Here is a 24,062-nt window from a genome sequence, read left to right as displayed (position 1 = left end):
TGTCAGTACTTCCGTTCCATTGGCTCGTACCGGGTCTGGACCACGGGCTTGTAGTCCAGCCGGATGTCCGAAAGCAGGTCGGTGCCTTCCTTGTAGGCCATGGTGTGACGCAGGTAGTTGGTGTCGTCACGGTTGGGGTAGTCCTCGCGGGCGTGGCCGCCGCGGGACTCCTTGCGGTTGAGCGCCCCGACCACGGTCACCTCGGCCAACTCCAGCAGGAAGCCGAGTTCGATGGCCTCGAGCAGGTCGCTGTTGTAGCGCTTGCCCTTGTCGTGCACCGTGATTCGCGAGTAGCGCTCCTTGAGCGCATGGATGTCGGTGAGCGCCTGCTTCAACGTCTCCTCGGTGCGGAACACCGCGGCGTTGTTGTCCATCGACTGCTGCAGCGCGCCGCGGATGTCGGCGACCCGCTCGTGGCCGTGCTCGCTGAGGATGTGCGAAACCCAGCCGGTGACCATGCCTTCCGGCTGCGGCGGCAGATCCACGAAGTCGTTGTTGGCGGCGTACTCGGCCGCGGCGATGCCCGCGCGCCGGCCGAACACGTTGATGTCCAACAGCGAGTTGGTGCCCAACCGGTTGGCGCCGTGCACCGACACGCAGGCGCATTCGCCCGCGGCGTACAGGCCCGGCACGGTGTTGTTGTTGTCGCGCAGCACCTGCCCGGTGACGGTGGTCGGGATGCCACCCATGACGTAGTGACACGTCGGGTAGACCGGCACCAGTTCCTTGACCGGGTCCACGCCCAGGTAGGTGCGGGCGAACTCGGTGATGTCGGGCAGCTTGGCTTCCAGCACCTCCTCGCCGAGGTGGCGCACGTCGATGTAGACGTAGTCCTTGTTCGGTCCCGCGCCGCGGCCCTCGAGCACCTCGAGGACCATGGACCGCGCGACGATGTCGCGGGGCGCCAGGTCGACGATGGTGGGGGCGTAGCGCTCCATGAACCGTTCGCCGTCGGCGTTGAGCAGTCGCCCGCCCTCGCCGCGCACGGCCTCCGAGATCAGGATGCCCAGGCCGGCCAGGCCCGTCGGATGGAACTGGTGGAATTCCATGTCCTCCAACGGGAGTCCCTTGCGGAACACGATGCCCAGGCCGTCGCCGGTCAGGGTGTGCGCATTCGAGGTGGTCTTGTACATCCGGCCCGACCCGCCGGTGGCGAAGACGATCGCCTTGGCGTGGAACACATGGATGTCCCCGGTCGCCAACTCGTAGGCGACGATTCCGGTGGCCACCGGGCCGCCGGGGGTCTCGGTGAGGATCAGGTCCAGCGCGTAGAACTCGTTGAAGAACTCCACGTCGTGCTTGACGCAGTTTTGGTACAGCGTCTGCAGGATCATGTGGCCGGTGCGGTCCGCGGCGTAGCAGGCGCGACGCACCGGGGCCTTGCCGTGGTCACGGGTGTGACCGCCGAAGCGACGCTGATCGATGCGGCCCTCCGGGGTGCGGTTGAACGGCATCCCCATCTTCTCGAGGTCCAGCACCGCGTCGATGGCCTCCTTGGCCATGATCTCGACGGCGTCCTGGTCGGCGAGGTAGTCGCCGCCCTTGACGGTGTCGAAGGTGTGCCACTCCCAGTTGTCTTCCTCGACGTTGGCCAGCGCGGCGCACATGCCGCCCTGCGCGGCGCCGGTGTGGCTGCGCGTCGGGTACAGCTTGGTCAGCACTGCCGTCCGTGCTCGCGGACCGGCCTCGACGGCGGCGCGCATGCCGGCCCCGCCGGCACCGACGATGACGACGTCATAGCGATGCTCTTGAATCATGAAAACCTCACACTCAGGCGATGTTGGCGTCGAAGGTCAGCAGGACGTAGGTACCCAGTACCAGCGTGAAGATCATCGACAGCGCCAACAAGGCGTTCAGCCAGAATCGGGTGGAGTCCTTGCGGGTGTAGTCGGCGATGATGGTGCGCATGCCGTTGCCGCCGTGCAGCTGGGCCAGCCACAGCAGCAGCAGGTCCCAGGTCTGCCAGAACGGCGAGGCCCAGCGCTGGGCGACGTAGTTGAAGTCGATCCGGTACACGCCGTCCTGCCACATCAGCATGATGAACAGGTGGCCCAGGGCCAGGAAGACCAGCGCGATGCCGGAGAACCGCATGAACAGCCATGCGTACTTCTCGAAGTTCGGCATGCCGCCGGGCCGCCGCGGCGCGCGCGGGTTGTCCAGCGCCGCCGGACGGTCGAAGCTGGTCTCCAGGACCGGTGCCACCGGTCGGATGCGGGGCTGTTCGACGCTGCTCACAGGAACCTCTCCGCCATATGCATGCCCAGGACCACCAGGGCCGGGACCATGACCACCAACCAAATGATGCCGACTCCGGCGAGCATCTTGCGCTGATGGCGCGGACCCTCGGACCAGAAGTCGACCGCGATCACCCGCAGCCCGTTGAGGGCGTGGAACAGCACCGCGGCCACCAGACCGACCTCCATCAACCCCACCAGCGGGGTCTTGTAGGTCTCGATGACTTCGTTATAGGCCTGCGGGCTGACGCGGACCAGTGCAGTGTCGAGCACGTGCACGAACAGGAAGAAGAAAATCGTTGCACCGGTGATGCGGTGCAGAACCCAGGACCACATGCCTGGGTCGCCCCGGTACAGGGTGCGACGTCGCGGCCGGTCAGTGTGCGCCGGCTCGGCTTGTGCCGCTGTCGTCATCAGCGCCTCCAACGCCTTCGGTGGACGCCGGGGCATCTCGGCAACCCCGGCGTGGCGGTGTCTCGAATGTCGCTCGTTCGTACTGTGAACGTCGAGCGAGACCGTCGGATGGACTCTAATCCCATTCTCAGTAACGACCGAATTGCCGTCGACACGAAAACGGCGGTTTTCACTGAAAAGTTAGGGTGCCCTAAATGATTCGGGTTGACGAGAGGTGTGTGTTCGGAATGCATTCAGAGTGTGAACAGGGGTGTGCGAGTGCCTGCTGAGGTGGACTGGAAAGCGCTGCGGGACAAGGCTATCGAGGTAAGTGCGCGGGCCTACGCGCCGTACTCCGGCTTCCCGGTGGGCGCCGCGGCACTGGTGGACGATCATCGAATCGTCGCCGGATGCAATGTGGAGAATGTCTCATATGGCCTAGGTCTCTGTGCCGAGTGCGCTGTGGTCTGCGCCCTGCATTCCGGCGGCGGCGGGCGACTGGTGGCGCTGGCGTGCGTCGGTCCCGACGGCGAGGTGTTGATGCCCTGCGGGCGCTGCCGGCAGGTGCTGCTCGAGCACGGCGGGCCCGAGTTGCTCATCGACCACCCGCGCGGGCCGCGCACCTTGGGTGAGCTGCTGCCCGACGCGTTCGGGCCGCAGGATCTCGAGCGCAGCTGAGGCCGATTGGCGGATTCCTCCGCGGTTCGCTCCGCAGGCTCCGCGAACCGCTGCGTCATTCGCCTAGGATCACCGGCATCGACACCCCAACCTTCGACGCCCCCTCGGTCATCGCGACCAAGCGCGACGGCGGCGCGCTGTCCGACGCGCAGATCGACTGGATCATCGACGGCTACACGCACGGCCGCGTCGCCGAGGAGCAGATGTCGGCGCTGCTGATGGCGATCTACCTGCGCGGTATGACGCCCGCCGAGATCGCCCGGTGGACCGCAGCCATGGTGGGCTCCGGGCAGCGGTTCGACTTCACTGACCTGCGCCGCGACGGCAAGCCGCTGGCGCTGGTCGACAAGCACTCCACCGGCGGGGTCGGCGACAAGATCACCATCCCGCTGCTGCCGGTCGTGATGGCCTGCGGCGGGGCGGTGCCGCAGGCCTCCGGACGTGGCCTCGGCCACACCGGCGGGACCCTCGACAAGCTCGAGGCCATCCGGGGCTTCAGCGCCGAGCTGTCGAAAAACCAGATCCGCCAGCAACTTTGCGAGCAGGGTGCGGCCATCTTCGCCGCCGGCGAGCTGGCCCCGGCCGACCGCAAGATCTACGCGCTGCGCGACGTCACCGCCACCGTCGGCTCGCTGCCGTTGATCGCCAGCTCGGTGATGAGCAAGAAGCTCGCCGAGGGCGCCCGCGCGCTGGTCCTCGACGTCAAAGTGGGCCGCGGCGCATTCCTGAAGACCGAACCCGAATCGCGCGAGCTGGCCCAGACCATGGTGGACCTCGGCAACGCCAACGGCGTCCCGACCCGCGCGCTGCTCACCGACATGAACCGCCCGCTCGGATACGCCGTCGGCAACGCGATCGAGGTCGCCGAATCCCTCGACGTGCTCGCCGGCGGGGGACCGGCCGATGTCGTCGCCCTGACGTTGGAGCTGGCCACCGAGATGCTGGCCGCCGCCGGCATCGACGGTGTGGACCCCGCCGACACGCTGCGCGACGGGTCGGCGATGGACCGGTTCCGGGCCCTGATCGCCGCCCAGGGTGGCGACCTGAGCGTCGCGCTGCCCGTCGGCGCGGCCAGCGAGACCGTCACCGCCGACCGCGCCGGCGTGCTGGGCGACCTCGACGCGATGGGCGTGGCGATGGCTGCCTGGCGCCTGGGCGCCGGGCGGGCCAGTCCCGGCGAGCCGGTGCAGGCCGGCGCCGGGGTGCGCATCCACCGCCGGCCGGGCGAGCCGGTGGCCGCCGGGGAGGCGGTGTTCACGCTCTACACCGACACCCCGGAGCGGCTGCGGCCCGCGCTGGCCGAGCTCGACGGCGCATGGTCCGTGCGCGACACCGCGCCGCCCGAGCTGCCGTTGGTGATCGATCGCCTCGGTTAGCGGGCGCAGCGGGAGATGATGGGTCTATGAGTACGCCGCTGAGTCTGGACCGGATCCAACACGCCCCCAAGGCCCTGCTGCATGACCACCTCGACGGGGGACTGCGCCCCGCCACGGTGCTCGAGCTCGCCGACCAGTTCGGCTATGACGACCTGCCCGCCACCGAGCTCGACGCGCTGACCGAGTTCTTCCGCACCGCCGCGCACAGCGGCTCGCTGGAGCGCTACCTCGAACCGTTCGCGCACACCGTCGGCGTGATGCAGACCGCCGAGGCGCTGCACCGCGTCGCCTATGAATGCGTGGAGGATCTGGCCGCCGACAACGTCGTCTACGCCGAGATCCGGTTTGCCCCCGAACTGCACATCGACGGCGGGCTGTCACTGGACGAGGTGGTCGACGCCGTGTTGGCCGGGTTCGTCGACGGTGAACGCGCCGCGGCCGGCACCGGCCGGGCCATCACGGTGCGCTGCCTGGTCACCGCCATGCGCCACGCGGCCCGCTCCCGCGAGATCGCCGAGCTGGCCATCCGGTTCCGCGACCGCGGCGTGGTGGGCTTCGACATCGCCGGCGCCGAGGCGGGCTACCCGCCCACGCGGCACCTCGACGCGTTCGAATACATGCGGGGCAACAACGCGCGCTTCACGATTCACGCCGGCGAGGCGTTCGGCCTGCCGTCCATTCACGAGGCCATCGCGTTCTGCGGCGCCGACCGGCTGGGCCACGGGGTGCGCATCGTCGACGACATCACCGTCGACGAGGACGGCACGGCGAAGCTGGGCCGGCTGGCCTCGATCCTGCGCGACAAGCGCATCCCGCTGGAGATGTGCCCGACGTCCAACGTCCAGACCGGCGCGGCGGCCTCGATCGCCGAGCATCCGTTCGACAAGCTGGCGCGGTTGCGGTTCCGCGTGACCGTCAACACCGACAACCGGCTGATCAGCGACACCAGCATGAGCCAGGAGATGGCGCGGCTGGTCGAGGCGTTCGGTTACGGCTGGAGCGATCTGGAGCGGTTCACCATCAACGCGATGAAGTCGGCGTTCATCCCGTTCCCCGAGCGCCTCGCGATCATCGACGACGTGATCAAGCCGCGCTACGCCGTGCTCGTCGGGTGAGTTGGGCGTGATTTCCCATGCTGAGCGTGGACGATCACGCCGAAATCACTCGCTGCGCAAGCGGGATTCGACGAAGCGTTCCAGCTTCTCGAACTGCGTGACGGCCTCGGCGTAGGACGCGGGCTTGCGGCCGGTGCCGTCGAGCACGTAGTCGACGTAGCGGCCCAGCGGGGCGTCGGCGTCCAGCGCCTTGTCGACGGTGTCCTCCTCGGAGTAGTCGCCGAGGTCGCGCAGGAACTCCACCACCAGCTCCAGCTGATCGCGGTCGACGGCATCGGGACCGTCGGCCAGATCGTCGGCCAACTCGGTGAGCACGTAGACGTTGTCCTCGGTGATGTCGATGTCCAGCGAGCCGTCGGTGGCCGCGGTGCGGATGTCGTCGTAGGTGCTCAGGTCCGACAGGTCGTGGTCGTGCTCGTCGGCCAGGTAGCGGGCCAGGGCGCGCTCGGAGCCGAACACGCTGACCCGACCGTTGCGGCCCAGGAAGATCGGCCGGTCGTTGAAGTAGCAGCGCAGCGTGTAGAACGTGCCGCCGCTGGTCATCACCCGGATCGGGTCGATGCCCACCTTGGCCCAGAAGTCCTCGTCGTCGCCGAGCACCACGGTGTCGGCGGCGGCGCGCTCCGCGGGTTCGGCGGCCTCGGTCTCGGTTTCGGTCTCGGTTTCGTCGGCGGCCGCCACGGCGTCGTCGTCGAGCTCGTCCTCCGCCGGGGGCGCGGGCTCGGCGAGCTCATCGGCGGCCTTGGCCGAAAGCTTCGTGTCGACCCCGGGGGTGGTGACGATCTCGTCGATCGCGGCGATCACCTTTTCCCAGTTGCGCCCGACGATCGCGGCGATGTTGTTCCAGCGCTTGAGGCCGGCCTTGCCGGAGAACTCGTCGATGCCGCCGTTGACCGACGCCAGCGTGGGGTTGCCGTTGAAAAACTTGGTGACCGCGGGCAGTTCGCACACCGATCCGAGCGAGGACACCACGGCCAGCGTGCGGGCCAGCGAGTTGACGCTGTCCTCGGTGGGCTTCTCGGCGAGCAGTTCCTCGACCGCGATCAGCGCGAACTGCCGGTCCTCGGCCGGGTCCAGGCGATGCGCGTTGGCCTCGGTGAGCTTCTCCCACGCCGGATGGTCGGACAGATCGTTGTCCGCGCCGCTGCGGACGAACGCCACCAGATCGGCGACGCTGGTGAAGCCGTAGAGGTCGTCACCCTCGCCGAGGAATGCCTCCCACTCGTCTCCGCCGTCGCGCCAGCGCGGCGCCCAGAGGGTGTACAGGTCGCCCGCGGTCACGCCGAGGCGGATCGGCACAAGGTCAGCAGCCATGCGGCACAGAATAACGACGCCGCTTCGGCGGTGGTCGCGCCCTATCCCAAACGTGACGCCGAACGTGCGGCCAGAATGAACCCATGGGCTCCCTGACTTCGCGTCGAATCGCCGTGCTGGGCGTGGTCGCCGCCGCCGTCGCCGCGGTGCTGGTGCTGCGCCCGGCGCTGCACGCGTTCGGCTACGGCCAGCTGAACTGGGCCGGTGTGGCGTACGCGCTCGTGCCCCTGGCGCTGCTGTGGGCCGGCGGGTACCGGCATTACGGGGTGGTGCTCGCCGGGGTGCTCGCGACGGCGATCACCGGCCTGGCCGTGCTGGCCGCCGGCGTGTTGTTCGTGTTGGCGCTCGGCCTGTCGCTGAGCGGATCGCGCAGCGGCGCGCTGTTCCTCACGCTGCTGTGGGTGCTGCCGCCGCTGATCATCGGAGTCCTGGGTCTGGCCTCGGCCCGGTTCCTGCCGCGGCGCGCACCCGAGGCGCATTAGGGTTCTGCGCTATGCAGGTTCGCGTTGTCGATCACCCGTTGGCCGCCGCCCGACTGACCACCCTGCGCGACGAACGCACCGGCAACGCCGGCTTCCGCGCCGCGCTGCGCGACCTGACGCTGATGCTCGTCTACGAGGCCACCCGCGACGCGGCGTGCACCGACATCGCCGTGCAGACCCCGGTGGCCGCCACCACGGGGTGCCGGCTGGCCAACCCGCCGCTGCTGGTGCCGGTGCTGCGGGCCGGGCTCGGGATGGTCGATCAGGCCCACGCGCTGATCCCCGAGGCGCGGGTCGGGTTCGTCGGGATGGCGCGCGACGAGGAGACCCTGCAGCCGACGCCGTACCTGGAGTCGCTGCCCGCGGACCTGAGCGCCCAGCCGGTGCTGGTGCTCGACCCCATGCTGGCCACCGGCGGGTCGATGGTGCACACGCTGCAACTGCTGCGGTCCCGCGGCGCCTCCGACATCACCCTGGTGTGCGTGGTGGCCGCCCCGCAGGGGGTGGCCGCGGTCGAGGCGGCGGCACCCGAGGTCCGGTTGTTCACCGCCGCGCTCGACGAGGGGCTCAACGATGTCGCCTACATCGTCCCCGGCCTGGGCGACGCCGGCGACCGGCAGTTCGGTCCGCGCTAACCGGCGGTCAGCCGTTCCCCGAGCTGTCTTGCCGCGCCGACCAATTCGTCGAGCAGCGCCGCGGCGGCCCCACCGACGGGGGCCCGACTGACCTCCAGGTAGAACTTGAGCTTCGGCTCGGTGCCCGACGGGCGCACGACCATGCGCAGCCCGGCCTCGGCGCCGGTGGCCGAGATGATCAGCGCATCGGTGTCGTGCGGAGCGGGGCGCTGCCGCAGATCCTCGACGACGGTGGGCGCGCCCGCCAGCGTGGCCGGCGGGTCGGCGCGCAGCGCGGCCATCGCCGGGGCGGCGTCGTCGACGCGCACCGACACCGCCGAGGTCAGGTACACCCCGTGACGGGCGGCGAGGTCGTCGAGCGCCTCGAGCGGGGTGCGGCCGGAGGCCTTGAGCGTGGCCACCAGATCGCACGCGAGCACCGCGGCGCTGATGCCGTCCTTGTCGCGGACCGCCACCGGATCCACGCAGTGCCCGATGGCCTCCTCGTAGGCGTAGACCAGTTCCTTACCGGGCAGGTCGGCGTCGGCGCGGGCCAGCCACTTGAATCCGGTGAGCGTCTCGACGTGGGTGGCGCCGTACTGCGCGGCGATGGCCGCCAGCAGCCGCGAGGACACCACGGTGCTGGCCACCACGCTGCCAGCGGCGGTCTCGGCATCCAGCCCGGACAGCACGTAATCGCCCAGCAGCCAACCGGTTTCGTCGCCGGAGAGCATCCGCCAGCCGTCCGGTGTCGGGACCCCGACCGCGCAGCGGTCGGCGTCGGGGTCCAGCGCGATCGCCAGGTCGGCGCCGACCTCGGCCGCCAGGGCCAACACCGCGTCGGCCGCGCCGGGCTCCTCGGGATTGGGGAACGCGACGGTCGGGAAGTCGGGGTCGGGCTCGAACTGTTCGGCGACCACGTGCACGTCGTCGAAGCCCGCCAGGCGCAGCGCGGCCAGCGCGCTCGCCCCGCCCACCCCGTGCAGCGGCGTCAGCGCCACCCGCACCCGGTGCTCGCCGCGGCGCACGGTCGCGGCCCGCTCGAGGTAGCGCCGGACCAATTCGGTGCCGGCGGGCAGCACCGGCACCCGGGCGATGCCGGCGACCGGCGGCGCGGCCCCGATGGCGGTCTCGATCTCGACGTCGGTGGGGGAGACGATCTGGATGCCGCCGTCGAAATACACCTTGTAGCCGTTGTCGCTCGCCGGATTGTGCGAGGCCGTGATCTGCACCCCGGCCGCGGCACCCAGCTCGCGGACCGCGTACGCGACGACCGGGGTGGGCAACGGATCCGGCAGCAAGGTCACCGAAAATCCCTCGGCGGCAAACACTTCCGCGGTGGCCAGCGCGAACTCCGCGGAGTTGTGGCGGGCGTCGCGGCCGACCACCACCGTGGCTCCGCCCAGGCCGCGCTCGCTGAGCACCTTGGCGACCGCCCACGTCGCGGTGCTGACCGTCGCGATGTTCATGCCGTCCGGGCCCGCGCGCATCGGGCCGCGCAACCCGGCGGTACCGAACCTCAGCATGGGCCCGATTGTGCCCGCTCGGCGTCGGCGAGCTTGCGCAGGATCGGCGAGACCAGCATCAGCAGGTTCGTCTCGAGGTCGGAGAGATGCTCGGCCATCATGGTGTGCAGCCAGCGGTCGCGCTGGGCGCGGTCCTCGTCGAGGAACCGCCGCCCGGCGTCGGTCAGTTCGATGAGTTGACGACGGCGGTCCTGCGGGTCGGGCCGCCGCGACACCAGGCCGGAGCCCTCGAGGTCGTTGATGCTGTCGGTCAGCGACTGGGCGCGCACCTGCAGGCGTGCGCCGAGCACCGCGGGGGTAATCACGGTGCTGCGGCTGATCTCGCCCAGCACCTCGATCTGCGACAGGGTCAGGCCGCCGGCCCGGCGGTGCCGGCGCATCTGGCGGGCCAGCGCCATCACCGATTCGCGCAGGTCGGTGGCCGAGGGATTGGCGGCATCGGAGGACACATACAAAGTTATACCTTCGAATAACGCGGAATATAACTGGTTCGACGGGTGAGAAAACAAGGGCATACTTGGTAATCGTGACGATGAGGGAACGTGGACAGCTGGCGGCGCGCTGGCTGGTGCTCGCCGCCGTCACCGCCGCGGCCAGCGTGGGACTGACCCTGGCCGGGGTGCCCTCGGCGGCGCTGTTCGCCGCGCTGGTGGTCGGGATCGTCCTGGCGCTGTCGTCGTTCGCGCCGGCGGCGGTGCCGCGGCGGGCGGGCCTGGCCGCCCAGGCCGTCCTCGGCGTCTACATCGGCACCATGGTGGCCTCGGACTCGGTGGCCGCGCTCGGGTCGCACTGGCCGATCGTCGTCGGCGTCGTGCTCGCCACGCTGGTGATCAGCCTGCTCGCCGGCATGCTGCTGGGCCTGCATCGCGACGTCACCCCGCTGACCGGGGCCCTGGCCCTGGTCGCCGGCGGCGCCTCGGGCCTGGTGGCCATCGCGCGCGAACTCGGCGGCGACGACCGGGTGGTGGCGGTGGTGCAGTACCTGCGGGTGGGCCTGATCACCGCGTCCATGCCGATCGTCGTGACGGTCATCTTCGTCGCCGATCGCTCCCAACCCGTGCAGTTGCCCACCGACAGCCAGACCGCGCCGTGGTACCTGAGCCTGGCGATGGTGGTCGTCATCTCGGTGGTCGGCGCGACGCTGGGCCGCTGGGCCCGGATCCCCGGGGCGGGCCTGCTGGGCCCGATGGCGGTGACGGTGGGCCTCGAGGTCGCCGGCTGGTCGCTGGGGTTGGCGGTGCCCATGGTGCTGGTCCAGGTGGCCTACGCGCTGGTCGGTTGGCAGGCCGGGTTGACGTTCACCCGCGACGCGCTGCGGGCCATCGGACGCACGCTGCCGCTGGCGCTCGCGCTCATCGTGGCGCTGGGCGTGGCCACCGCGGGCCTGGGCCTGCTGCTGTCCCACGTCACCGGCCTGACCCCGCTCGAGGGCTACCTGGCCACCAGCCCGGGCGGCGTCTACGCGGTGTTGGCGACGGCGGTCGAGACCGGCTCCAACGTCACGTTCATCGTGGCGGCCCAGGTGCTGCGCATCCTGGTGATGCTGTTCGCCGCGCCGCTGCTGGCACGCGGCCTGGTGGCGGCCGGGCGGCGGTTCGGCCGTCAGAGCCGGGCGACGACCGCGGCCAGCAGGGAACCCATCGCGGTGGCGGACTGACGGCCCGCCTCGAGCACCTCGGCGTGGCTCAGCGGCGCGCCGGTCATCCCGGCGGCCAGGTTGGTCACCAGCGACACCGCCAGCACCTGCGCGCCCGCCGCGCGCGCCGCGATCGTCTCGTGCACCGTGGACATGCCGACCAGGTCGGCGCCCAGCGTGCGCAGCATCCGGATCTCGGCCGGCGTCTCGTAGTGCGGTCCCGGCAGCCCGGCGTAGACGCCCTCGGTCAGTGTCGGGTCGATGTCCTTGGCCAGCGCGCGCAGCCGCGGTGAGTACGCGTCCACCAGGTCGACGAACTGCGCGCCGATCAGCGGCGAGCGCGCGGTCAGGTTCAGGTGGTCGCTGATCAGCACCGGCTGGCCCACCGAGAAGTCCGCGCGCAGCCCGCCGGCGGCGTTGGTCAGCACCACGGTCTCGACGCCGGCCGCACACGCGGTGCGCACGGGATGCACCACGTGCTGCAGGTCGTGGCCCTCGTAGGCGTGGATGCGGCCCAGCATCACCAGCACGCGTCGGTCGCCGACCAGCACGGAGTGCACCTGCCCGCGATGGCCGGCCGCGCTCGGCGGGGTGAAACCCGGCAGCTCGGACATGGCCAGGGTGGCGGTCGGCTCGCCCAGCGTCTGCGCCGCGGCGGCCCATCCGGAGCCGAGCACCACCGCGACATCGTGCCGCTCGACACCGGTGTGTTGGGCAATCGCGGCGGCGGCGTCCTGCACCGACGGGAGGGGATCGACGGTCACGAGCGATGACCTTAACGGGCCAGTGCGATACTTCAACGATGTCCAGTGTCTCCGCATCGTCGTGCGCCGAGGCCGTCGAGGACACCGTGGGGCGGTACCGCGACCAGCTGATCGCGTTGTCGCACGACATCCATGCCGAACCCGAATTGGCCTTCGACGAGCACCGCAGCTGCGCCAAGACGCAGGCGCTGGTGGCCGAGCGGGGCTTCGCGATCGAGCCCGCGGCCGGCGGGCTCGACACCGCGTTCCGCGCGTCGTTCGGCAGCGGGCCGCTGACCATCGGGGTGTGCGCCGAGTACGACGCGCTGCCCGAGATCGGCCACGCCTGCGGGCACAACATCATCGCCTCGGCCGCGGTGGGTGCGGCGCTCGCGCTGGCCGACGTCGCCGACGAGCTGGGCCTGACCGTCGTGCTGATCGGCACCCCGGCCGAGGAGTCCGGCGGCGGCAAGGCCCTGATGCTCGACGCGGGTGTGTTCGACGACATCGCCGCGGCGGTGATGATGCACCCCGGCCCGCTCGACATCGCCGCGGCGCGCTCGCTGGCGCTGGCCGAGGTGACGACGACCTACACCGGCCGCGAAGCCCACGCCGCCGTCGCACCGTTCCTGGGGGTCAACGCTGCCGACGCGGTCACCGTCGCGCAGGTCGCCATCGGGCTGCTGCGCCAGCACCTGGCGCCGGGCCAGATGCTGCACGGCATCGTGACCGACGGGGGACAGGCGCCCAACGTCGTACCGGCCCATGCCGAGCTGCGATACACGTTGCGCGCCAACGACACCGACTCGCTGAGCGACCTCGAGGACAAGCTCTCCGGCTGTTTCCTGGCCGGGGCGGTCGGCACCGGCAGCGACTACGAAGTCCAACCGGTGTCCCCGGTGTACCGCGAGCTGCGCCCCGACCGCTGGCTCGCCGAGACGTTCCGCGCCGAGATGCAGCGCGCCGGCCGCAGCCCGGTGCCCGCCGACGTCGAGGCCGCGTTCCCGTTGGGCAGCACCGACATGGGCAACGTCACCCAGGTGCTGCCCGGCATCCACCCGATCGTGGGCGTCGAGGCCGGCGGCGCGTCCGTGCACCAGCCCGCGTTCGCCGCGGCGGCCGCGAGCCCCAGCGGTGACCGGGCCGTCATCGACGGAGCGGTGCTGCTGGCGCGCACCGTGGTCCGGCTCGCCGAGACGCCGGAGCAGCGGGACCGCGTGCTTGAGTTGCTGGAGAGGCGGGCGGCATGAACACCCCCACTGTCGCCGATGTCGCCGAGTCCTGGTTGGCCACCAACTTCGACGACCTGGTCGAGTGGCGCCGGCACCTGCACCGGCACCCCGAGCTGGGCCGCCAGGAGTTCGAGACCACGCAGTACGTCGCCGAGCGGCTGGCCGGCGCCGGCCTCAACCCCAAGGTGCTGCCCGGCGGCACCGGGCTGACCTGCGACATCGGGCCGGAGCATCGGCCCCGGATCGCGTTGCGCGCCGACATGGATGCACTGCCGATGGCCGAACGCACCGGCGCCGTCTACTCCTCCGTGGTGCCGAATGTCGCCCACGCCTGCGGGCACGACGGGCACACCGCGATCCTGCTGGGCACCGGGCTGGCCCTGGCCGCCGCACCCGAGTTGCCCGTCGGGGTGCGGCTGCTCTTCCAGGCGGCCGAGGAACTCATGCCCGGCGGCGCCATCGACGCGATCGCCGCCGGCGTGTTGAACGGGGTCTCCCGGATCTTCGCGCTGCACTGCGATCCGCGGCTGGCCGTCGGGCGGGTGGCGACCACACCCGGGCCCATCACCTCGGCGGCCGACTCGATCGAGATCACCCTGCACTCGCCCGGCGGGCACACCTCGCGTCCGCACCTGACCGGCGATCTGGTCTACGGACTCGGCACGCTGATCACCGGCCTGCCCGGGGTGCTGTCGCGCCGCGTCGACCCCCGGCACAGCACCGTGATGGTCTGGGGCGCGGTCAAGTCCGGCGTCGCCGCGAACGCCATCCCGCAGACCGGCACGCTGGCCGGGACGGTGCGCACCGCCAGCCGGGAGACCTGGCTGGAGTTGGAAGATCTTGTCGCCGAGACGGTTTCGGGACTGTTGGCGCCGTTGGGCATCGAGCACACGCTGCAGTACCGCCGGGGCGTGCCGCCGGTGGTCAACGAGGAGGTCTCGACGCGGATCCTGACCCACTCCATCGAGGCGCTGGGCCCGGACACCTTGGCCGACACCCGGCAATCCGGCGGCGGGGAGGACTTCTCCTGGTACCTGGAGGAGATCCCCGGGGCCATGGCGCGCCTCGGCGTCTGGAGCGGTGCGGGCCCGCAGCTGGATCTGCACCAGCCGAACTTCGATCTCGACGAGCGGGCGTTGGCCGTCGGGGTGCGCGTGATGGCCAACCTGGTCGACCACAGCGCCGCGTTCTAGACGTTCAGGTCCCCGGGTCGAGTCAGCCTCCACGCAGGTGCCTACTCGCACTTCGTGTGCGTGGCGTCTGACTCGATCAGTCAGGTCCCCGGGCCGATATTGCTGGCCGGGCGGGTCCGCAGATCGTGCACGTACTCCGCCGGGGCGCCGGCGATCTCGGCGGCCTCGGCCATCACGCCCAGATAGCGCGCCGAGGGGATGCCGCCCTCCCACGCGTCGACCACGTAGAGCCAGGCCAGCACCGGATCCGTCGTGGTGTCGGAGGTCTCGCGGTGCACCCGGCAGCGGATCTTCTTGTGCACGCCCAGTTCGGAGCCCTCCCAGCGGTCCAGGTTCTCCTCGTCCTCCCTGGTCATGTCGTAGAGCACGACGAAAACCTTGGAGGCGGGGTCCTCGACCACGGTCGCCAGGGCGCCCTCCCAGCCGATGTCCGCGCCGCCGAAGGTCAACCGCCAGCCGTACAGCCAGCCGGTGCCGGCCATCGGGGAGTGCGGTGCCCGTTCCAGCATCTGCTCTGGATGCATGTTGGACCCGTAGGCAGCGTAGAGCGGCACGGGGGAGATCTTAGACGGAGCGCGACGCGGTGGGCCGACATCGGCCGCCCAGGCGGCGTCCCGGTCCGGGTTGGCCTAGGTTGAAGCACGTGAGACGGATCGTGATCATCGGCGGTGGACCGGCCGGCTACGAGGCGGCGCTGGTGGCCGCCGGCTACGGCAAGGAGGCCAATCAGGTCACCGTCGTCGACTCGGACGGTATCGGCGGGGCCGCCGTGCTGGTCGACTGCGTCCCGTCCAAGGCGTTCATCGCCTCCACCGGGGTCCGAACCGAACTGCGGCGCGCCGAGGGCCTGGGCTTCGACATCGGCATCGACGCCGCCAAGATCAACGTCAGCCAGATCAACAACCGCGCCCTGACCCTGGCGGCCTCGCAATCCGCCGACATCGGCAGCCAGTTGCTCAACACCGGCGTGAAGGTCCTCAGCGGGCGCGCCGAGCTGGTCGACGACGTCAGCGGCATGGCGCACCACCGCGTCAAGGTGACCAGCCACGACGGCCGGACCGCGGTGCTCAAGGCCGACGTCGTGCTCATCGCGACGGGGGCGCAGCCGCGGGTGTTGCCCAATGCCGAACCCGACGGCGAGCGGATCCTGACCTGGCGGCAGCTCTACGGCCTCGACGAGCTGCCCGAGCATCTGATCATCGTCGGCTCCGGGGTGACCGGCGCCGAGTTCTGCCACGCCTACACCGAACTGGGCGTCACGGTCACCGTGGTCGCCAGCCGCGATCAGATCCTGCCGCACGAGGACAGCGATGCCGCCGCAGTGCTCGAGGAGGTGTTCGCCGAACGCGGTGTCACGCTGGTCAAGAATGCCCGCGCCGACTCGGTGGAGCGCACCGCCACCGGCGTGCGGGTCAACCTGCAGGACGGTCGATGGGTCGAGGGCAGCCACGCCCTGATGACCGTCGGGTCGGTGCCCAACACCAGCGGCCTCGGGCTCGAACGCGTCGGCATCGAGTTGGCCCCCGGCGGTTACATCCCCGTCGACCGGGTCTCGCGCACCCCGGCCGCGGGAATCTATGCGGCCGGCGACTGCACCGGCCTGCTGCCGCTGGCGTCGGTGGCGGCCATGCAGGGCCGGATCGCGATGTACCACGCGCTGGGCGAGGGGGTGTCGCCGATCCGGCTGCGCACCGTCGCGGCCGCGACGTTCACCAGCCCGGAGATCGGGGCGGTGGGCATTCCGCAGAGCGCGATCGACAACGGCAGCGTGCCGGCCCGCACCCTGATGCTGCCGTTCAGCACCAACGCCCGGGCGAAGATGTCGCTGCTGCGGCACGGTTTCGTCAAGATCTTCTGCCGCCCGGCCACCGGCGTGGTGATCGGCGGGGTGGTGGTGGCGCCGATCGCCTCGGAGCTGATCCTGCCCATCGCGCTGGCGGTGCAGAACCGCATCTCGGTGACGGATCTGGCGCAGACGCTGTCGGTCTACCCGTCGCTGTCCGGGTCGATCGTGGAGGCCGCCCGGCGCCTGATGGCCCACGACGACCTCGACTGAGGCCGGTTCCCCTTGCCGCGAATGTGCGAGTCCCCGGCGGACACGCCGTCGTCCACCCCGGTTCTGCGCACGCTCACGGGCCACACTCGGCGCGGACAGCACGTAACCTGAGTTGCGGTACTGCCCCGAGTAGCCCCCAGCAGCTAGGAGCACGCGTGAACGACGCAGCCGGGCCGGAGACGGCCGCCGCGATCAACCCCGCCCAGCGCGCCAAGGCGTGGGAACGCCTGGGCGCCGAGCAATTCGACGTCGTCGTCATCGGCGGCGGCGTGGTGGGCGCCGGGGCCGCGCTGGATGCGGCCACCCGCGGCCTGCGGGTCGCGCTGGTCGAGGCGCGCGACTTCGCCTCGGGAACCTCGAGCCGATCCTCGAAGATGTTCCACGGCGGGCTGCGCTACCTCGAGCAACTCGAATTCGGGCTGGTGCGCGAGGCGCTCTACGAGCGCGAACTGTCGCTGACGACGCTGGCCCCGCATCTGGTCAAGCCGCTGCCGTTCCTGTTCCCGCTGACCAACCGCTGGTGGGAAAGGCCGTACGTCGCGGCGGGCATCTTCCTCTACGACCAGCTCGGCGGCGCGAAATCCGTTCCCGCACAGAAGCATCTGACGAAGTCGGGCGCGCTGCGGCTGGCGCCCGGGCTCAAGCGCAGCTCGCTGATCGGCGGCATCCGCTACTACGACACCGTGGTCGACGACGCCCGCCACACCATGACGGTGGCCCGCACCGCGGCCCACTACGGGGCGGTGGTGCGGACCTCGACGCAGGTGGTGGCGCTGCTGCGGGAGGGCGATCGCGTCATCGGGGTGCGCATCCGCGACTCCGAGGACGGATCGGTCACCGAGGTGCACGGCCACGTCGTGGTCAACGCCACCGGGGTGTGGACCGACGAGATCCAGGCGTTGTCCAAGCAGCGCGGCCGTTTTCGGGTGCGCGCCTCCAAGGGGGTGCACATCGTGGTCCCGCGGGACCGCATCGTCAGCGAGGTCGCCATCATCCTGCGCACCGAGAAATCGGTGCTGTTCGTGATCCCGTGGGGGACACACTGGATCATCGGGACCACCGACACCGACTGGAATCTGGATCTCGCGCACCCGGCGGCCACCAAGGCCGACATCGACTACATCCTGGACCACGTCAACACCGTGCTGGCGACCCCGCTGAGCCACGACGACATCGACGGCGTCTACGCGGGGCTGCGGCCGCTGCTGGCCGGCGAGAGCGACGACACCTCCAAGCTGTCCCGCGAACACGCCGTGGCGGTACCCGCGCCCGGGCTGGTGGCGATCGCCGGCGGCAAGTACACCACCTACCGGGTGATGGCCGCCGACGCGATCGACGCGGCCGCCGAATTCGTCCCCACCCGGGTGGCGCCGTCGATCACCGAGAAGGTGCCGCTGGTCGGCGCCGACGGCTACTTCGCGCTGATCAACCAGACCGAACACGTCGGGCAGCGAAACGGCCTGCACCCGTACCGGATTCGTCACCTGCTGGACCGCTACGGCGCCCTGATCGACGAGGTGCTCGCGCTCGCGGCCGAGGACCGGGAACTGTTGGAGCCGCTGGCCGAGGCGCCGGTGTACCTCAAGGTCGAGGCGGCCTATGCGGCCGCCGCCGAGGGGGCGCTGCACCTCGAGGACATCCTGGCCCGGCGGATGCGGATCTCCATCGAATATCCGCACCGCGGCGTGGATTGCGCGCGCGAGGTCGCCGAGGTGGTGGCGCCGTATCTGGGCTGGACCGAGGCCGACGTGGAGCGCGAGGTGGCGACCTACATCGCGCGGGTCGAGGCCGAGGTGCAATCGCAGGCGCAACCCGACGACGAGTCGGCCGACGCGCTGCGGGCCTCGGCCCCGGAGGCGCGCGCCGAGATCCTCGAACCGGTACCGCTCAATTAGCCGCCGGCGCAATCCCGCGCCGCTGCCCGTGCGGGACGGTCTGGGGCCGGCCCGCGTGCGGCTGCGCGGCGGCGCCGTGCTGGTGGAGTTGGCCGACCGGTTCGGCGAGGCCGCCGCGGCCAAGGTGCTCGCCGGCGAAGTGCGCGCCGCCGACGGCAGTGTCGTCACTCCCGGCACGGTGCTGCCGCCCAATTCGCACGTCTACCTGTACCGGGATCTGCCCGAGGAGGTCGAGGTCCCGTTCGACATCCCGATCCTGCACCGCGACAACGACATCGTGGTGGTGGACAAGCCGCACTTCCTGGCGACCATGCCGCGCGGGGCGCACGTCGCGCAGACCGCGCTGGTGCGGCTGCGTCGGGAGCTGGGCCTCGACGAACTCAGCCCGGCGCACCGCCTGGACCGGCTGACCGCCGGCGTGCTGCTGTTCACCGCGCGCCGCGAGGTCCGCGGCGCATACCAGACGATGTTCGCCCGCGGCGCGGTGCGCAAGCGTTACCTCGCGGTGGCGCACGGCATTCCGCGGCGGCCCCTGCCGACGGTGATCCGCGACCGGATCGTCAAGCGCCGCGGGGAATTGCAGGCCGTCGTCGAACCCGGCGAGCCGAACGCCGAAACCCTCGTCGAAACCGTCGGCACCGACACCTACCTACTGACCCCGCGGACCGGGCGGACGCATCAGCTGCGGGTGCACATGGCCTCGCTCGGGGTGCCGATCGCCGGCGATCCGTTGTACCCGAACATCGAAGACGTTGCGCCCGGGGACTTCTCGACACCGCTGCGGCTGGTGGCGCAGTCGTTGGAATTCGAGGATCCACTCACCGGCCAGGTCCGCCGTTTCGTCACCGAACGGCGGCCGTGATCACTCGCCGCCCGCGCGCCATCCGATCACGCCCACGGTGATCATCCGCAACTGCCGGATGGCGGTGCGCCGGATCTCCTCGATGGCCGCGGGATCGGAGGTGTCCTCCAGAACCTCGGCGATGGAGATCATCGCGTTGACGAACAGCATCGCCAGGATGTTGAGATCCTCGCTGCTCCACTCCGACAGGCCGGGGAAGCGGGCCAGGTCGATGGCCAACTCCGAGGTGATCAACCGGATCTCGGTGCGGATCGCGTAGCGCAGCACCGCGACCCCGCTGGAGCGCTCGCGGGTGATGAACCGCCAGTGCTCGGGGCGTTCGGTGATGCCGCTGATCACGATGTCCACCGACGAGTCGATGGTGCGGGTCGGGTCCAGCTTGCCGGCGCGCGCCCCGCGCAGCATGTCGCGCAGGGTGCGGAAGGACTCGTCGATGAGGACCAGGCCCAGGGCCTCCATGGAGTCGAAGTGCCGGTAGAACGCCGTCGGGGCGATGCCGGCCTCCCGGGCGACCTCGCGCAGGCTCAGCGCGCTGAAGCTGTCCTCGGCGAGCAGTTTGAGCGCCGCGTCGACGATGGCGCGCCGGGTGGCCTCCTTGCGCTCGATCCGGGAGACGACGTCGCGGGATCGCGACCCGCGGGAGCGCCCGGACCGCGACGTATGTGATTTGGGAGTACGACTGTTCACTGAATGTGAAACCTACCACAGTGGGTTGATTTTTCATTGACGGGAGGCCGTCGACTGCCGCACGGTGTACACATGTTCACCGAAACACGTAAGCCCCGACTGCGGGACAAGCTGCTGCGATCGCCGCTGATGAGCGTGCTGACCGGGCCGCACGGCGTGGACAGCTACACCGAGCTCGTGGACCCGGCCTGGACGAATCGCGAGGCCAGGGCCACGGTGCTGGCGGTGCGGCGGCAGACCTCCCGCAGTGTCACCCTGACGCTGGAACCGAACCGGTTGGGCGAACGGATGTTCGCCGGATTCCGGGCCGGCCAGCACATCAACCTCACTGTCGAGATCGACGGCCGACGCCACACCCGGTGCTACTCGCCGGCCAACGGCGAGAACGCCGGGCTGATCGAACTCACGATGGGCCGCCACGAGGGCGGATTGGTGTCCTCGTACCTCTACGACCACGCACGGGCGGGCCTGGTCGTGGGCCTGGGCGCCCCGGCCGGCGACTTCACCCTGGACCCCGCCGCCCAGCGGGTCCTGCTGGTCTCGGGCGGCAGTGGCATCACGCCGGTGCTCTCGATGCTGCGGACGCTGCGGGCCCGGGGCACCGCGACCGACATCGCGTTCGTGCACTACGCCCGCGGCCCCGAGGACGTCAGCTACGCCCGCGAACTGGCGGCGATGGGCGATGTCCGGGTGCTGTTGGGTTACACGCGCGTCGAGGGAGGCGACCTGGTCGGTCGTCTCGACGCCGGACACCTGGACGCCGCCATGGCCGACCCCGATGCGGTGTACGTCTGCGGACCGCAGGGCCTGGTCGACGCGGTCCGTGCCCACCACCCGTCGGCCCGCTCGGAAAGCTTCGTGCCGCCGGTCTTCGCCGTCCCCGCGGAGGCCTCCGGCGGCCGGGTGTCGTTCACCGACAGCGCCGTCTCCGTCGACGACGACGGCCGCCCGCTGCTGCAACAGGCCGAGGACGCCGGACTGCAGCCGCAGAGCGGATGCCGGATGGGCATCTGCAACACCTGCACCCGCCGCAAGACCCGCGGCGCGGTGAAGAACCTGACCACCGGCGCGGTGTCCACCGCCGACGACGAGGACGTGCGGATCTGCGTCTCGGTTCCCGTCGGCGACGTCGACATCGCGCTCTGAGTACATCGCACTCTGAACACATCGCGCTCTGAGCAAGGAGGCTCATCATGACCATCGCCCTGACCACCCCCGTCGAACCCACCCCCGTCGAACGCACTCTCGAGAAGACCGTCGACGGCACGACCGTGCGCATGAGCGCCGAACAGGTCGAGGCCTTCGGCGCCGAACTCGACGCCATCAAGGAACGCGTGATCGCCGACCTCGGCGAGCGCGACGCCGACTACATCCGCCGCATGGTCAAGGCCCAGCGCGGACTCGAGATCGGCGGCCGCGCACTGCTGTACCTGCCGCCGCTGTGGCCCGTCGCCACGGCGCTGCTCGGCCTGAGCAAGATCATCGACAACATGGAGATCGGCCACAACGTCATGCACGGCCAGTACGACTGGATGGGCGATCCGGCGCTGCAGGGCCGCGTCTTCGAGTGGGACACCGCCTGCCCCGCCGAGCACTGGCGGCACTCGCACAACTACATGCACCACACCTACACCAACATCGTCGACATGGACCGCGACATCGGCTACGGCATCCTGCGGATGAGCAAGGACCAGAAGTGGAGTCCCTACTACCTGGGCAACCCGGTCTACGCGTTCCTGCTGATGGTGCTGTTCCAGTACGGCGTGGCGCTGCACGAGATGGAGACCGAGCGCATCCGTGCCGGGGAGATCTCCGTCGGCGACAAACGTGAAGTGCTCAAGGAGATCTGGCGCAAGACCAAGAAGCAGACGCTGAAGGACTATGTGGCCTTCCCGCTGCTGGCCGGCCCGTTCGCGCCGTTCGTCTTCGCCGGCAACCTGACGGCCAACCTGATGCGCAACGTCTGGGCGTTCATGATCATCTTCTGCGGGCACTTCCCGGCCGGCACCCAGGAGTTCTCCATCGAGGAGACCAAGGCCGAGACGCGTGGGCAGTGGTACTTCCGGCAGATCCTCGGCTCGGCGAACCTGACCGGCGGCAAGCTGTTCCACATCCTCAGCGGCAACCTGTCCTTCCAGATCGAGCATCACCTGTTCCCGGACCTCCCCGCGCACCGCTACGCCGAGATCTCCGGCGAGGTCCGCGACATCTGCCGGCGCTACGGGATCCCGTACAACTCCGGCTCGCTGCCCAAGCAGTTCGCCTCGGTGGTGCGCAAGATCGTCCGTCTGGCGCTGCCCTGACCCACCCCACCCGGCGGCCGACGACGGCACGTAGGTCTTGCCGCGCGGACCCCGAGGTGCTTGGGTGAGCCCGGACCTGACCAGGCGAGAGGTGTGTGGACGTGATGCGTGCGGCAATTGCGGCGATGGCGATCTTGGGCGCGGGCGCCTTCGGCGGAGCCGGGCTGGCCGCGGCCGACCCGGGCGCGCCGAGCGCCGATCAGCTGACCTCGGATCTGCAGGTGGTCCTCAACACCGGGGCCTCCGACGCCGAGCGTGCCGCCAAGCTGCAGGGTGGGCAGGCCGCCGTGCCGACTGCCAACAACATCGCCAACCAGATGAACCGCTACTCGGCGCTGTTCGACTGGCGGGTGCAGAACCCGACCGTCAATGGCGACCGGGTGGACGCCCAGCTGGCGGTGACGGTGCCGGTCATGGGAACCCGCACGCACGACATCTACTGGGTGCAGCAGGACGGCGACTGGAAGCTGTCCAACGCCTCGGCCTGCGTGATCGCCACCCAGGTCGCGGCCACCGAGTGCACCGTCTGAGTCAGCGGTCGATCCGCAGCACGTCGGTGTTACTGCGCGATACGCAGACGAACATCACGTCGTTGGCCGCGCGCTCGTCCTCTGTCAAGATCGAGTCGCGATGGTCCGGAGCGCCAGCCAATACGGCGGTTTCACAGGTTCCGCAGGTGCCTTCCCGGCATGAGACCGGCACGGTGATACCCGCTTCGTCCATGACGTCGACAATGGTCCGGTTCGCCGGCACCGTGAGGGTTTGCCCCGAGCGCGCCAACTCGAGCTGGAACGACGCGGCGCGGGCGGCGGGGTCCGCGACCTTGGGCGCGAACCGCTCCACATGCAGGGCTCCCGGGGGCCATAGTCGGCAGCGCTCCTCCACGGCCTTTAGCAGCCCCTCCGGTCCGCAGCAGTAGATGGCCACGCCTTCTCGGGGGGCGCCCAACGCAGTATCGAGGTCGAGTAGTCCGGCTTCGTCCTGCGCTCGGATGTCCACGTGGTCGCCATGACGGTCGATGAGATCCGCCAGGAACGGCATTGACGTACGCGAACGGCCGCCGTAGAACAACCGCCACGGCTTCTCGGACTGCGCAATCCCGCGCACCATCGGCAGGATCGGAGTGATGCCGATACCGCCGGCTATGAAGAGGTATTCGGCAGCGTCAATCAGTGGAAAGTGATTGCGGGGCCCGCGAATCCGGACGGAATCGCCGGGGAGCAACTTGTCGTGTACATACGCTGATCCGCCTCGGCTGCACGGTTCGCGGAGGACCGCGACTTCGAGGGTCGAGCGGTCTTCTGGGTCGCTACACAGCGAGTACTGACGGACGAGATCGGCTTCCAGCACCAGATCGACGTGAGCCCCCGGGAGCCACGTCGGGAAACGCCGGTCATCGCCACGCTTCAGCGTGATCCGCACGACCCCGTCCGAGAGTTCCTCCCGCCGGGCAATCGTGGTGTCCATCTCGGTTTCGCCCATCTTGTAACCTTACGCCATTAGATAAAGATCCGTCCACGCTTGAGTGCGGACTGATCTTCGGCGGCCCGGCCGTTCGGCGCAGGACGGCGGGCGAACGTCCAGTGAATAGCCGTGATCTGTCGCCTTTCACGGTGGGGCCGGCGGTGTTTCGGCGGGGTCAACGCTTGACCCGATAACCTTCAGTAGTTAGATTGCAGCCAGACGCCACCTTGACAACAGGTCCCGCCCAGCAGCGGACCTG

Annotated in this window: 23 protein-coding genes and 1 pseudogene; 14 read left to right on the top strand and 10 right to left on the bottom strand. The window is 70.1% G+C overall.

The features are described 5' to 3' along the window. Positions 1 to 2: 2 nt before the first annotated feature. From sdhA to sdhC, 3 genes are read right to left on the bottom strand one after another with little or no spacing between them, the layout of a single operon-like run. A complete protein-coding gene (sdhA, locus tag EL338_RS18055) occupies positions 3 to 1,757 on the bottom strand; it encodes a succinate dehydrogenase flavoprotein subunit (protein ID WP_126335005.1) in 1,755 nt (584 codons plus the stop codon). Between the two features lie 13 nt (positions 1,758 to 1,770). After that, positions 1,771 to 2,235, bottom strand: coding sequence for a succinate dehydrogenase hydrophobic membrane anchor subunit (locus EL338_RS18050; RefSeq protein ID WP_126335004.1), 465 nt, complete (start codon positions 2,233 to 2,235; stop codon positions 1,771 to 1,773). Next, on the bottom strand, positions 2,232 to 2,648 hold the full coding sequence (gene sdhC / locus EL338_RS18045) for a succinate dehydrogenase, cytochrome b556 subunit (protein WP_126335003.1): 417 nt from the start codon (positions 2,646 to 2,648) through the stop codon (positions 2,232 to 2,234). Before sdhC ends, EL338_RS18050 begins: the two co-directional genes overlap by 4 nt. Positions 2,649 to 2,906: 258 nt before the next feature. Here sdhC and EL338_RS18040 point away from each other — a divergent pair, with 258 nt between their 5' ends. The 3 genes from EL338_RS18040 (at position 2,907) to EL338_RS18030 (ending at position 5,796) form a co-directional block, all read left to right on the top strand. Further along, positions 2,907 to 3,305 carry a cytidine deaminase gene (locus EL338_RS18040; protein WP_163792227.1) on the top strand — a complete coding sequence of 133 codons (399 nt, stop codon included), beginning with the start codon at positions 2,907 to 2,909 and terminating at the stop codon, positions 3,303 to 3,305. Positions 3,306 to 3,382: 77 nt separating this feature from the next. Continuing rightward, positions 3,383 to 4,681 (top strand): thymidine phosphorylase, encoded by a 1,299-nt coding sequence (locus tag EL338_RS18035; RefSeq protein WP_126335002.1) that lies wholly within the window; start codon positions 3,383 to 3,385, stop codon positions 4,679 to 4,681. A gap of 26 nt (positions 4,682 to 4,707) precedes the next feature. Continuing rightward, positions 4,708 to 5,796, top strand: coding sequence for an adenosine deaminase (locus tag EL338_RS18030; protein WP_126335001.1), 1,089 nt, complete (start codon positions 4,708 to 4,710; stop codon positions 5,794 to 5,796). A gap of 45 nt (positions 5,797 to 5,841) precedes the next feature. Here the strand turns inward: EL338_RS18030 and satS are convergent, their stop codons facing one another. Further along, on the bottom strand, positions 5,842 to 7,110 hold the full coding sequence (gene satS, locus EL338_RS18025) for a protein export chaperone SatS (RefSeq protein WP_126335000.1): 1,269 nt from the start codon (positions 7,108 to 7,110) through the stop codon (positions 5,842 to 5,844). Between the two features lie 83 nt (positions 7,111 to 7,193). On the opposite strand from satS, the gene EL338_RS18020 reads away from it, so the two are divergent. Further along, positions 7,194 to 7,592 carry a hypothetical protein gene (locus EL338_RS18020; RefSeq protein WP_126334999.1) on the top strand — a complete coding sequence of 133 codons (399 nt, stop codon included), beginning with the start codon at positions 7,194 to 7,196 and terminating at the stop codon, positions 7,590 to 7,592. Between the two features lie 11 nt (positions 7,593 to 7,603). Next, on the top strand, positions 7,604 to 8,227 hold the full coding sequence (gene upp / locus EL338_RS18015; RefSeq protein WP_126334998.1) for a uracil phosphoribosyltransferase: 624 nt from the start codon (positions 7,604 to 7,606) through the stop codon (positions 8,225 to 8,227). Here upp and EL338_RS18010 read toward each other — a convergent pair. After that, positions 8,224 to 9,846, bottom strand: a complete 1,623-nt coding sequence (locus tag EL338_RS18010; RefSeq protein WP_435404942.1) for a phospho-sugar mutase — start codon at positions 9,844 to 9,846, stop codon at positions 8,224 to 8,226. The two genes, upp and EL338_RS18010, sit on opposite strands and share 4 nt — an antisense overlap. Next, positions 9,744 to 10,130: pseudogene (locus EL338_RS18005) on the bottom strand (MarR family winged helix-turn-helix transcriptional regulator); the annotation flags it as partial. The pseudogene EL338_RS18005 and the gene EL338_RS18010, both read right to left, overlap by 103 nt. Positions 10,131 to 10,264: 134 nt before the next feature. Here EL338_RS18005 and EL338_RS18000 point away from each other — a divergent pair. Continuing rightward, a complete protein-coding gene (locus EL338_RS18000; RefSeq protein ID WP_126336947.1) occupies positions 10,265 to 11,389 on the top strand; it encodes an AbrB family protein in 1,125 nt (374 codons plus the stop codon). On the opposite strand, the gene EL338_RS17995 is transcribed toward EL338_RS18000, so the two are convergent. Further along, positions 11,335 to 12,132 carry a purine-nucleoside phosphorylase gene (locus EL338_RS17995; RefSeq protein ID WP_235666195.1) on the bottom strand — a complete coding sequence of 266 codons (798 nt, stop codon included), beginning with the start codon at positions 12,130 to 12,132 and terminating at the stop codon, positions 11,335 to 11,337. The two genes, EL338_RS18000 and EL338_RS17995, sit on opposite strands and share 55 nt — an antisense overlap. Before the next feature lie 38 nt (positions 12,133 to 12,170). Between EL338_RS17995 and EL338_RS17990 the strand changes: the two genes are divergently transcribed. After that, positions 12,171 to 13,361 (top strand): M20 family metallopeptidase, encoded by a 1,191-nt coding sequence (locus tag EL338_RS17990; RefSeq protein WP_126334994.1) that lies wholly within the window; start codon positions 12,171 to 12,173, stop codon positions 13,359 to 13,361. Next, positions 13,358 to 14,536, top strand: a complete 1,179-nt coding sequence (locus EL338_RS17985; RefSeq protein WP_126334993.1) for a M20 family metallopeptidase — start codon at positions 13,358 to 13,360, stop codon at positions 14,534 to 14,536. The genes EL338_RS17990 and EL338_RS17985 overlap by 4 nt, the downstream gene beginning before the upstream one ends. An 80-nt stretch (positions 14,537 to 14,616) precedes the next feature. Here the strand turns inward: EL338_RS17985 and EL338_RS17980 are convergent, their stop codons facing one another. After that, entirely contained in the window at positions 14,617 to 15,090 is a 474-nt protein-coding gene (locus EL338_RS17980; RefSeq protein WP_126334992.1) for a gamma-glutamylcyclotransferase family protein, read from the bottom strand. A gap of 89 nt (positions 15,091 to 15,179) precedes the next feature. On the opposite strand from EL338_RS17980, the gene EL338_RS17975 reads away from it, so the two are divergent. From EL338_RS17975 to EL338_RS17965, 3 genes are all read left to right on the top strand, one after another. Continuing rightward, the gene (locus EL338_RS17975; RefSeq protein ID WP_126334991.1) at positions 15,180 to 16,592 is read left to right on the top strand and encodes an NAD(P)H-quinone dehydrogenase; all 1,413 of its coding nucleotides are present in this window, start codon (positions 15,180 to 15,182) and stop codon (positions 16,590 to 16,592) included. Between the two features lie 155 nt (positions 16,593 to 16,747). Next, entirely contained in the window at positions 16,748 to 18,487 is a 1,740-nt protein-coding gene (locus tag EL338_RS17970) for a glycerol-3-phosphate dehydrogenase/oxidase (RefSeq protein ID WP_126334990.1), read from the top strand. A 28-nt stretch (positions 18,488 to 18,515) separates the two neighbouring features. Beyond that, the gene (locus EL338_RS17965) at positions 18,516 to 19,349 is read left to right on the top strand and encodes a pseudouridine synthase (protein WP_372943234.1); all 834 of its coding nucleotides are present in this window, start codon (positions 18,516 to 18,518) and stop codon (positions 19,347 to 19,349) included. On the opposite strand, the gene EL338_RS17960 is transcribed toward EL338_RS17965, so the two are convergent. Then, positions 19,350 to 20,036 carry a TetR family transcriptional regulator gene (locus tag EL338_RS17960; protein ID WP_126334989.1) on the bottom strand — a complete coding sequence of 229 codons (687 nt, stop codon included), beginning with the start codon at positions 20,034 to 20,036 and terminating at the stop codon, positions 19,350 to 19,352. 72 nt (positions 20,037 to 20,108) lie between these two features. On the opposite strand from EL338_RS17960, the gene EL338_RS17955 reads away from it, so the two are divergent. The 3 genes from EL338_RS17955 to EL338_RS17945 all read left to right on the top strand — a co-directional run bounded on the left by EL338_RS17955 (position 20,109) and on the right by EL338_RS17945 (position 22,869). Further along, entirely contained in the window at positions 20,109 to 21,182 is a 1,074-nt protein-coding gene (locus EL338_RS17955; RefSeq protein ID WP_126334988.1) for a ferredoxin reductase, read from the top strand. Positions 21,183 to 21,229: 47 nt separating this feature from the next. After that, positions 21,230 to 22,339, top strand: coding sequence for a fatty acid desaturase family protein (locus EL338_RS17950; RefSeq protein ID WP_179967218.1), 1,110 nt, complete (start codon positions 21,230 to 21,232; stop codon positions 22,337 to 22,339). Between the two features lie 104 nt (positions 22,340 to 22,443). Further along, positions 22,444 to 22,869 (top strand): MTB12 C-terminal domain-containing protein, encoded by a 426-nt coding sequence (locus EL338_RS17945; protein WP_126334987.1) that lies wholly within the window; start codon positions 22,444 to 22,446, stop codon positions 22,867 to 22,869. A 1-nt stretch (position 22,870) separates the two neighbouring features. Here the strand turns inward: EL338_RS17945 and EL338_RS17940 are convergent, their stop codons facing one another. Further along, complete coding sequence (locus EL338_RS17940) at positions 22,871 to 23,821, bottom strand: PDR/VanB family oxidoreductase (RefSeq protein ID WP_126334986.1); 951 nt, start codon at positions 23,819 to 23,821, stop codon at positions 22,871 to 22,873. Positions 23,822 to 24,062: the final 241 nt, after the last annotated feature.

The organism is Mycolicibacterium chitae (assembly GCF_900637205.1).
GTDB lineage: Bacteria > Actinomycetota > Actinomycetes > Mycobacteriales > Mycobacteriaceae > Mycobacterium > Mycobacterium chitae.
The sequence above is the reverse complement of the archived record's forward strand: the minus strand, read 5'-3'. Positions and strand labels throughout refer to the sequence as shown.

Excerpts from the sequence above, each read along its gene's own strand:
- satS (WP_126335000.1), bottom strand. The coding sequence starts at position 7,110 with ATGGCTGCTGACCTTGTGCCGATCCGCCTCGGCGTGACCGCGGGCGAC.
- EL338_RS17950 (WP_179967218.1), top strand. The coding sequence starts at position 21,230 with ATGACCATCGCCCTGACCACCCCCGTCGAACCCACCCCCGTCGAACGC.
- sdhA (WP_126335005.1), bottom strand. The coding sequence starts at position 1,757 with ATGATTCAAGAGCATCGCTATGACGTCGTCATCGTCGGTGCCGGCGGG.
- EL338_RS17945 (WP_126334987.1), top strand. The coding sequence starts at position 22,444 with ATGCGTGCGGCAATTGCGGCGATGGCGATCTTGGGCGCGGGCGCCTTC.
- sdhC (WP_126335003.1), bottom strand. The coding sequence starts at position 2,648 with ATGACGACAGCGGCACAAGCCGAGCCGGCGCACACTGACCGGCCGCGA.
- EL338_RS18020 (WP_126334999.1), top strand. The coding sequence starts at position 7,194 with ATGGGCTCCCTGACTTCGCGTCGAATCGCCGTGCTGGGCGTGGTCGCC.
- EL338_RS17990 (WP_126334994.1), top strand. The coding sequence starts at position 12,171 with ATGTCCAGTGTCTCCGCATCGTCGTGCGCCGAGGCCGTCGAGGACACC.
- EL338_RS17940 (WP_126334986.1), bottom strand. The coding sequence starts at position 23,821 with ATGGGCGAAACCGAGATGGACACCACGATTGCCCGGCGGGAGGAACTC.
- EL338_RS17955 (WP_126334988.1), top strand. The coding sequence starts at position 20,109 with ATGTTCACCGAAACACGTAAGCCCCGACTGCGGGACAAGCTGCTGCGA.
- EL338_RS17985 (WP_126334993.1), top strand. The coding sequence starts at position 13,358 with ATGAACACCCCCACTGTCGCCGATGTCGCCGAGTCCTGGTTGGCCACC.
- EL338_RS18000 (WP_126336947.1), top strand. The coding sequence starts at position 10,265 with ATGAGGGAACGTGGACAGCTGGCGGCGCGCTGGCTGGTGCTCGCCGCC.
- EL338_RS18030 (WP_126335001.1), top strand. The coding sequence starts at position 4,708 with ATGAGTACGCCGCTGAGTCTGGACCGGATCCAACACGCCCCCAAGGCC.
- upp (WP_126334998.1), top strand. The coding sequence starts at position 7,604 with ATGCAGGTTCGCGTTGTCGATCACCCGTTGGCCGCCGCCCGACTGACC.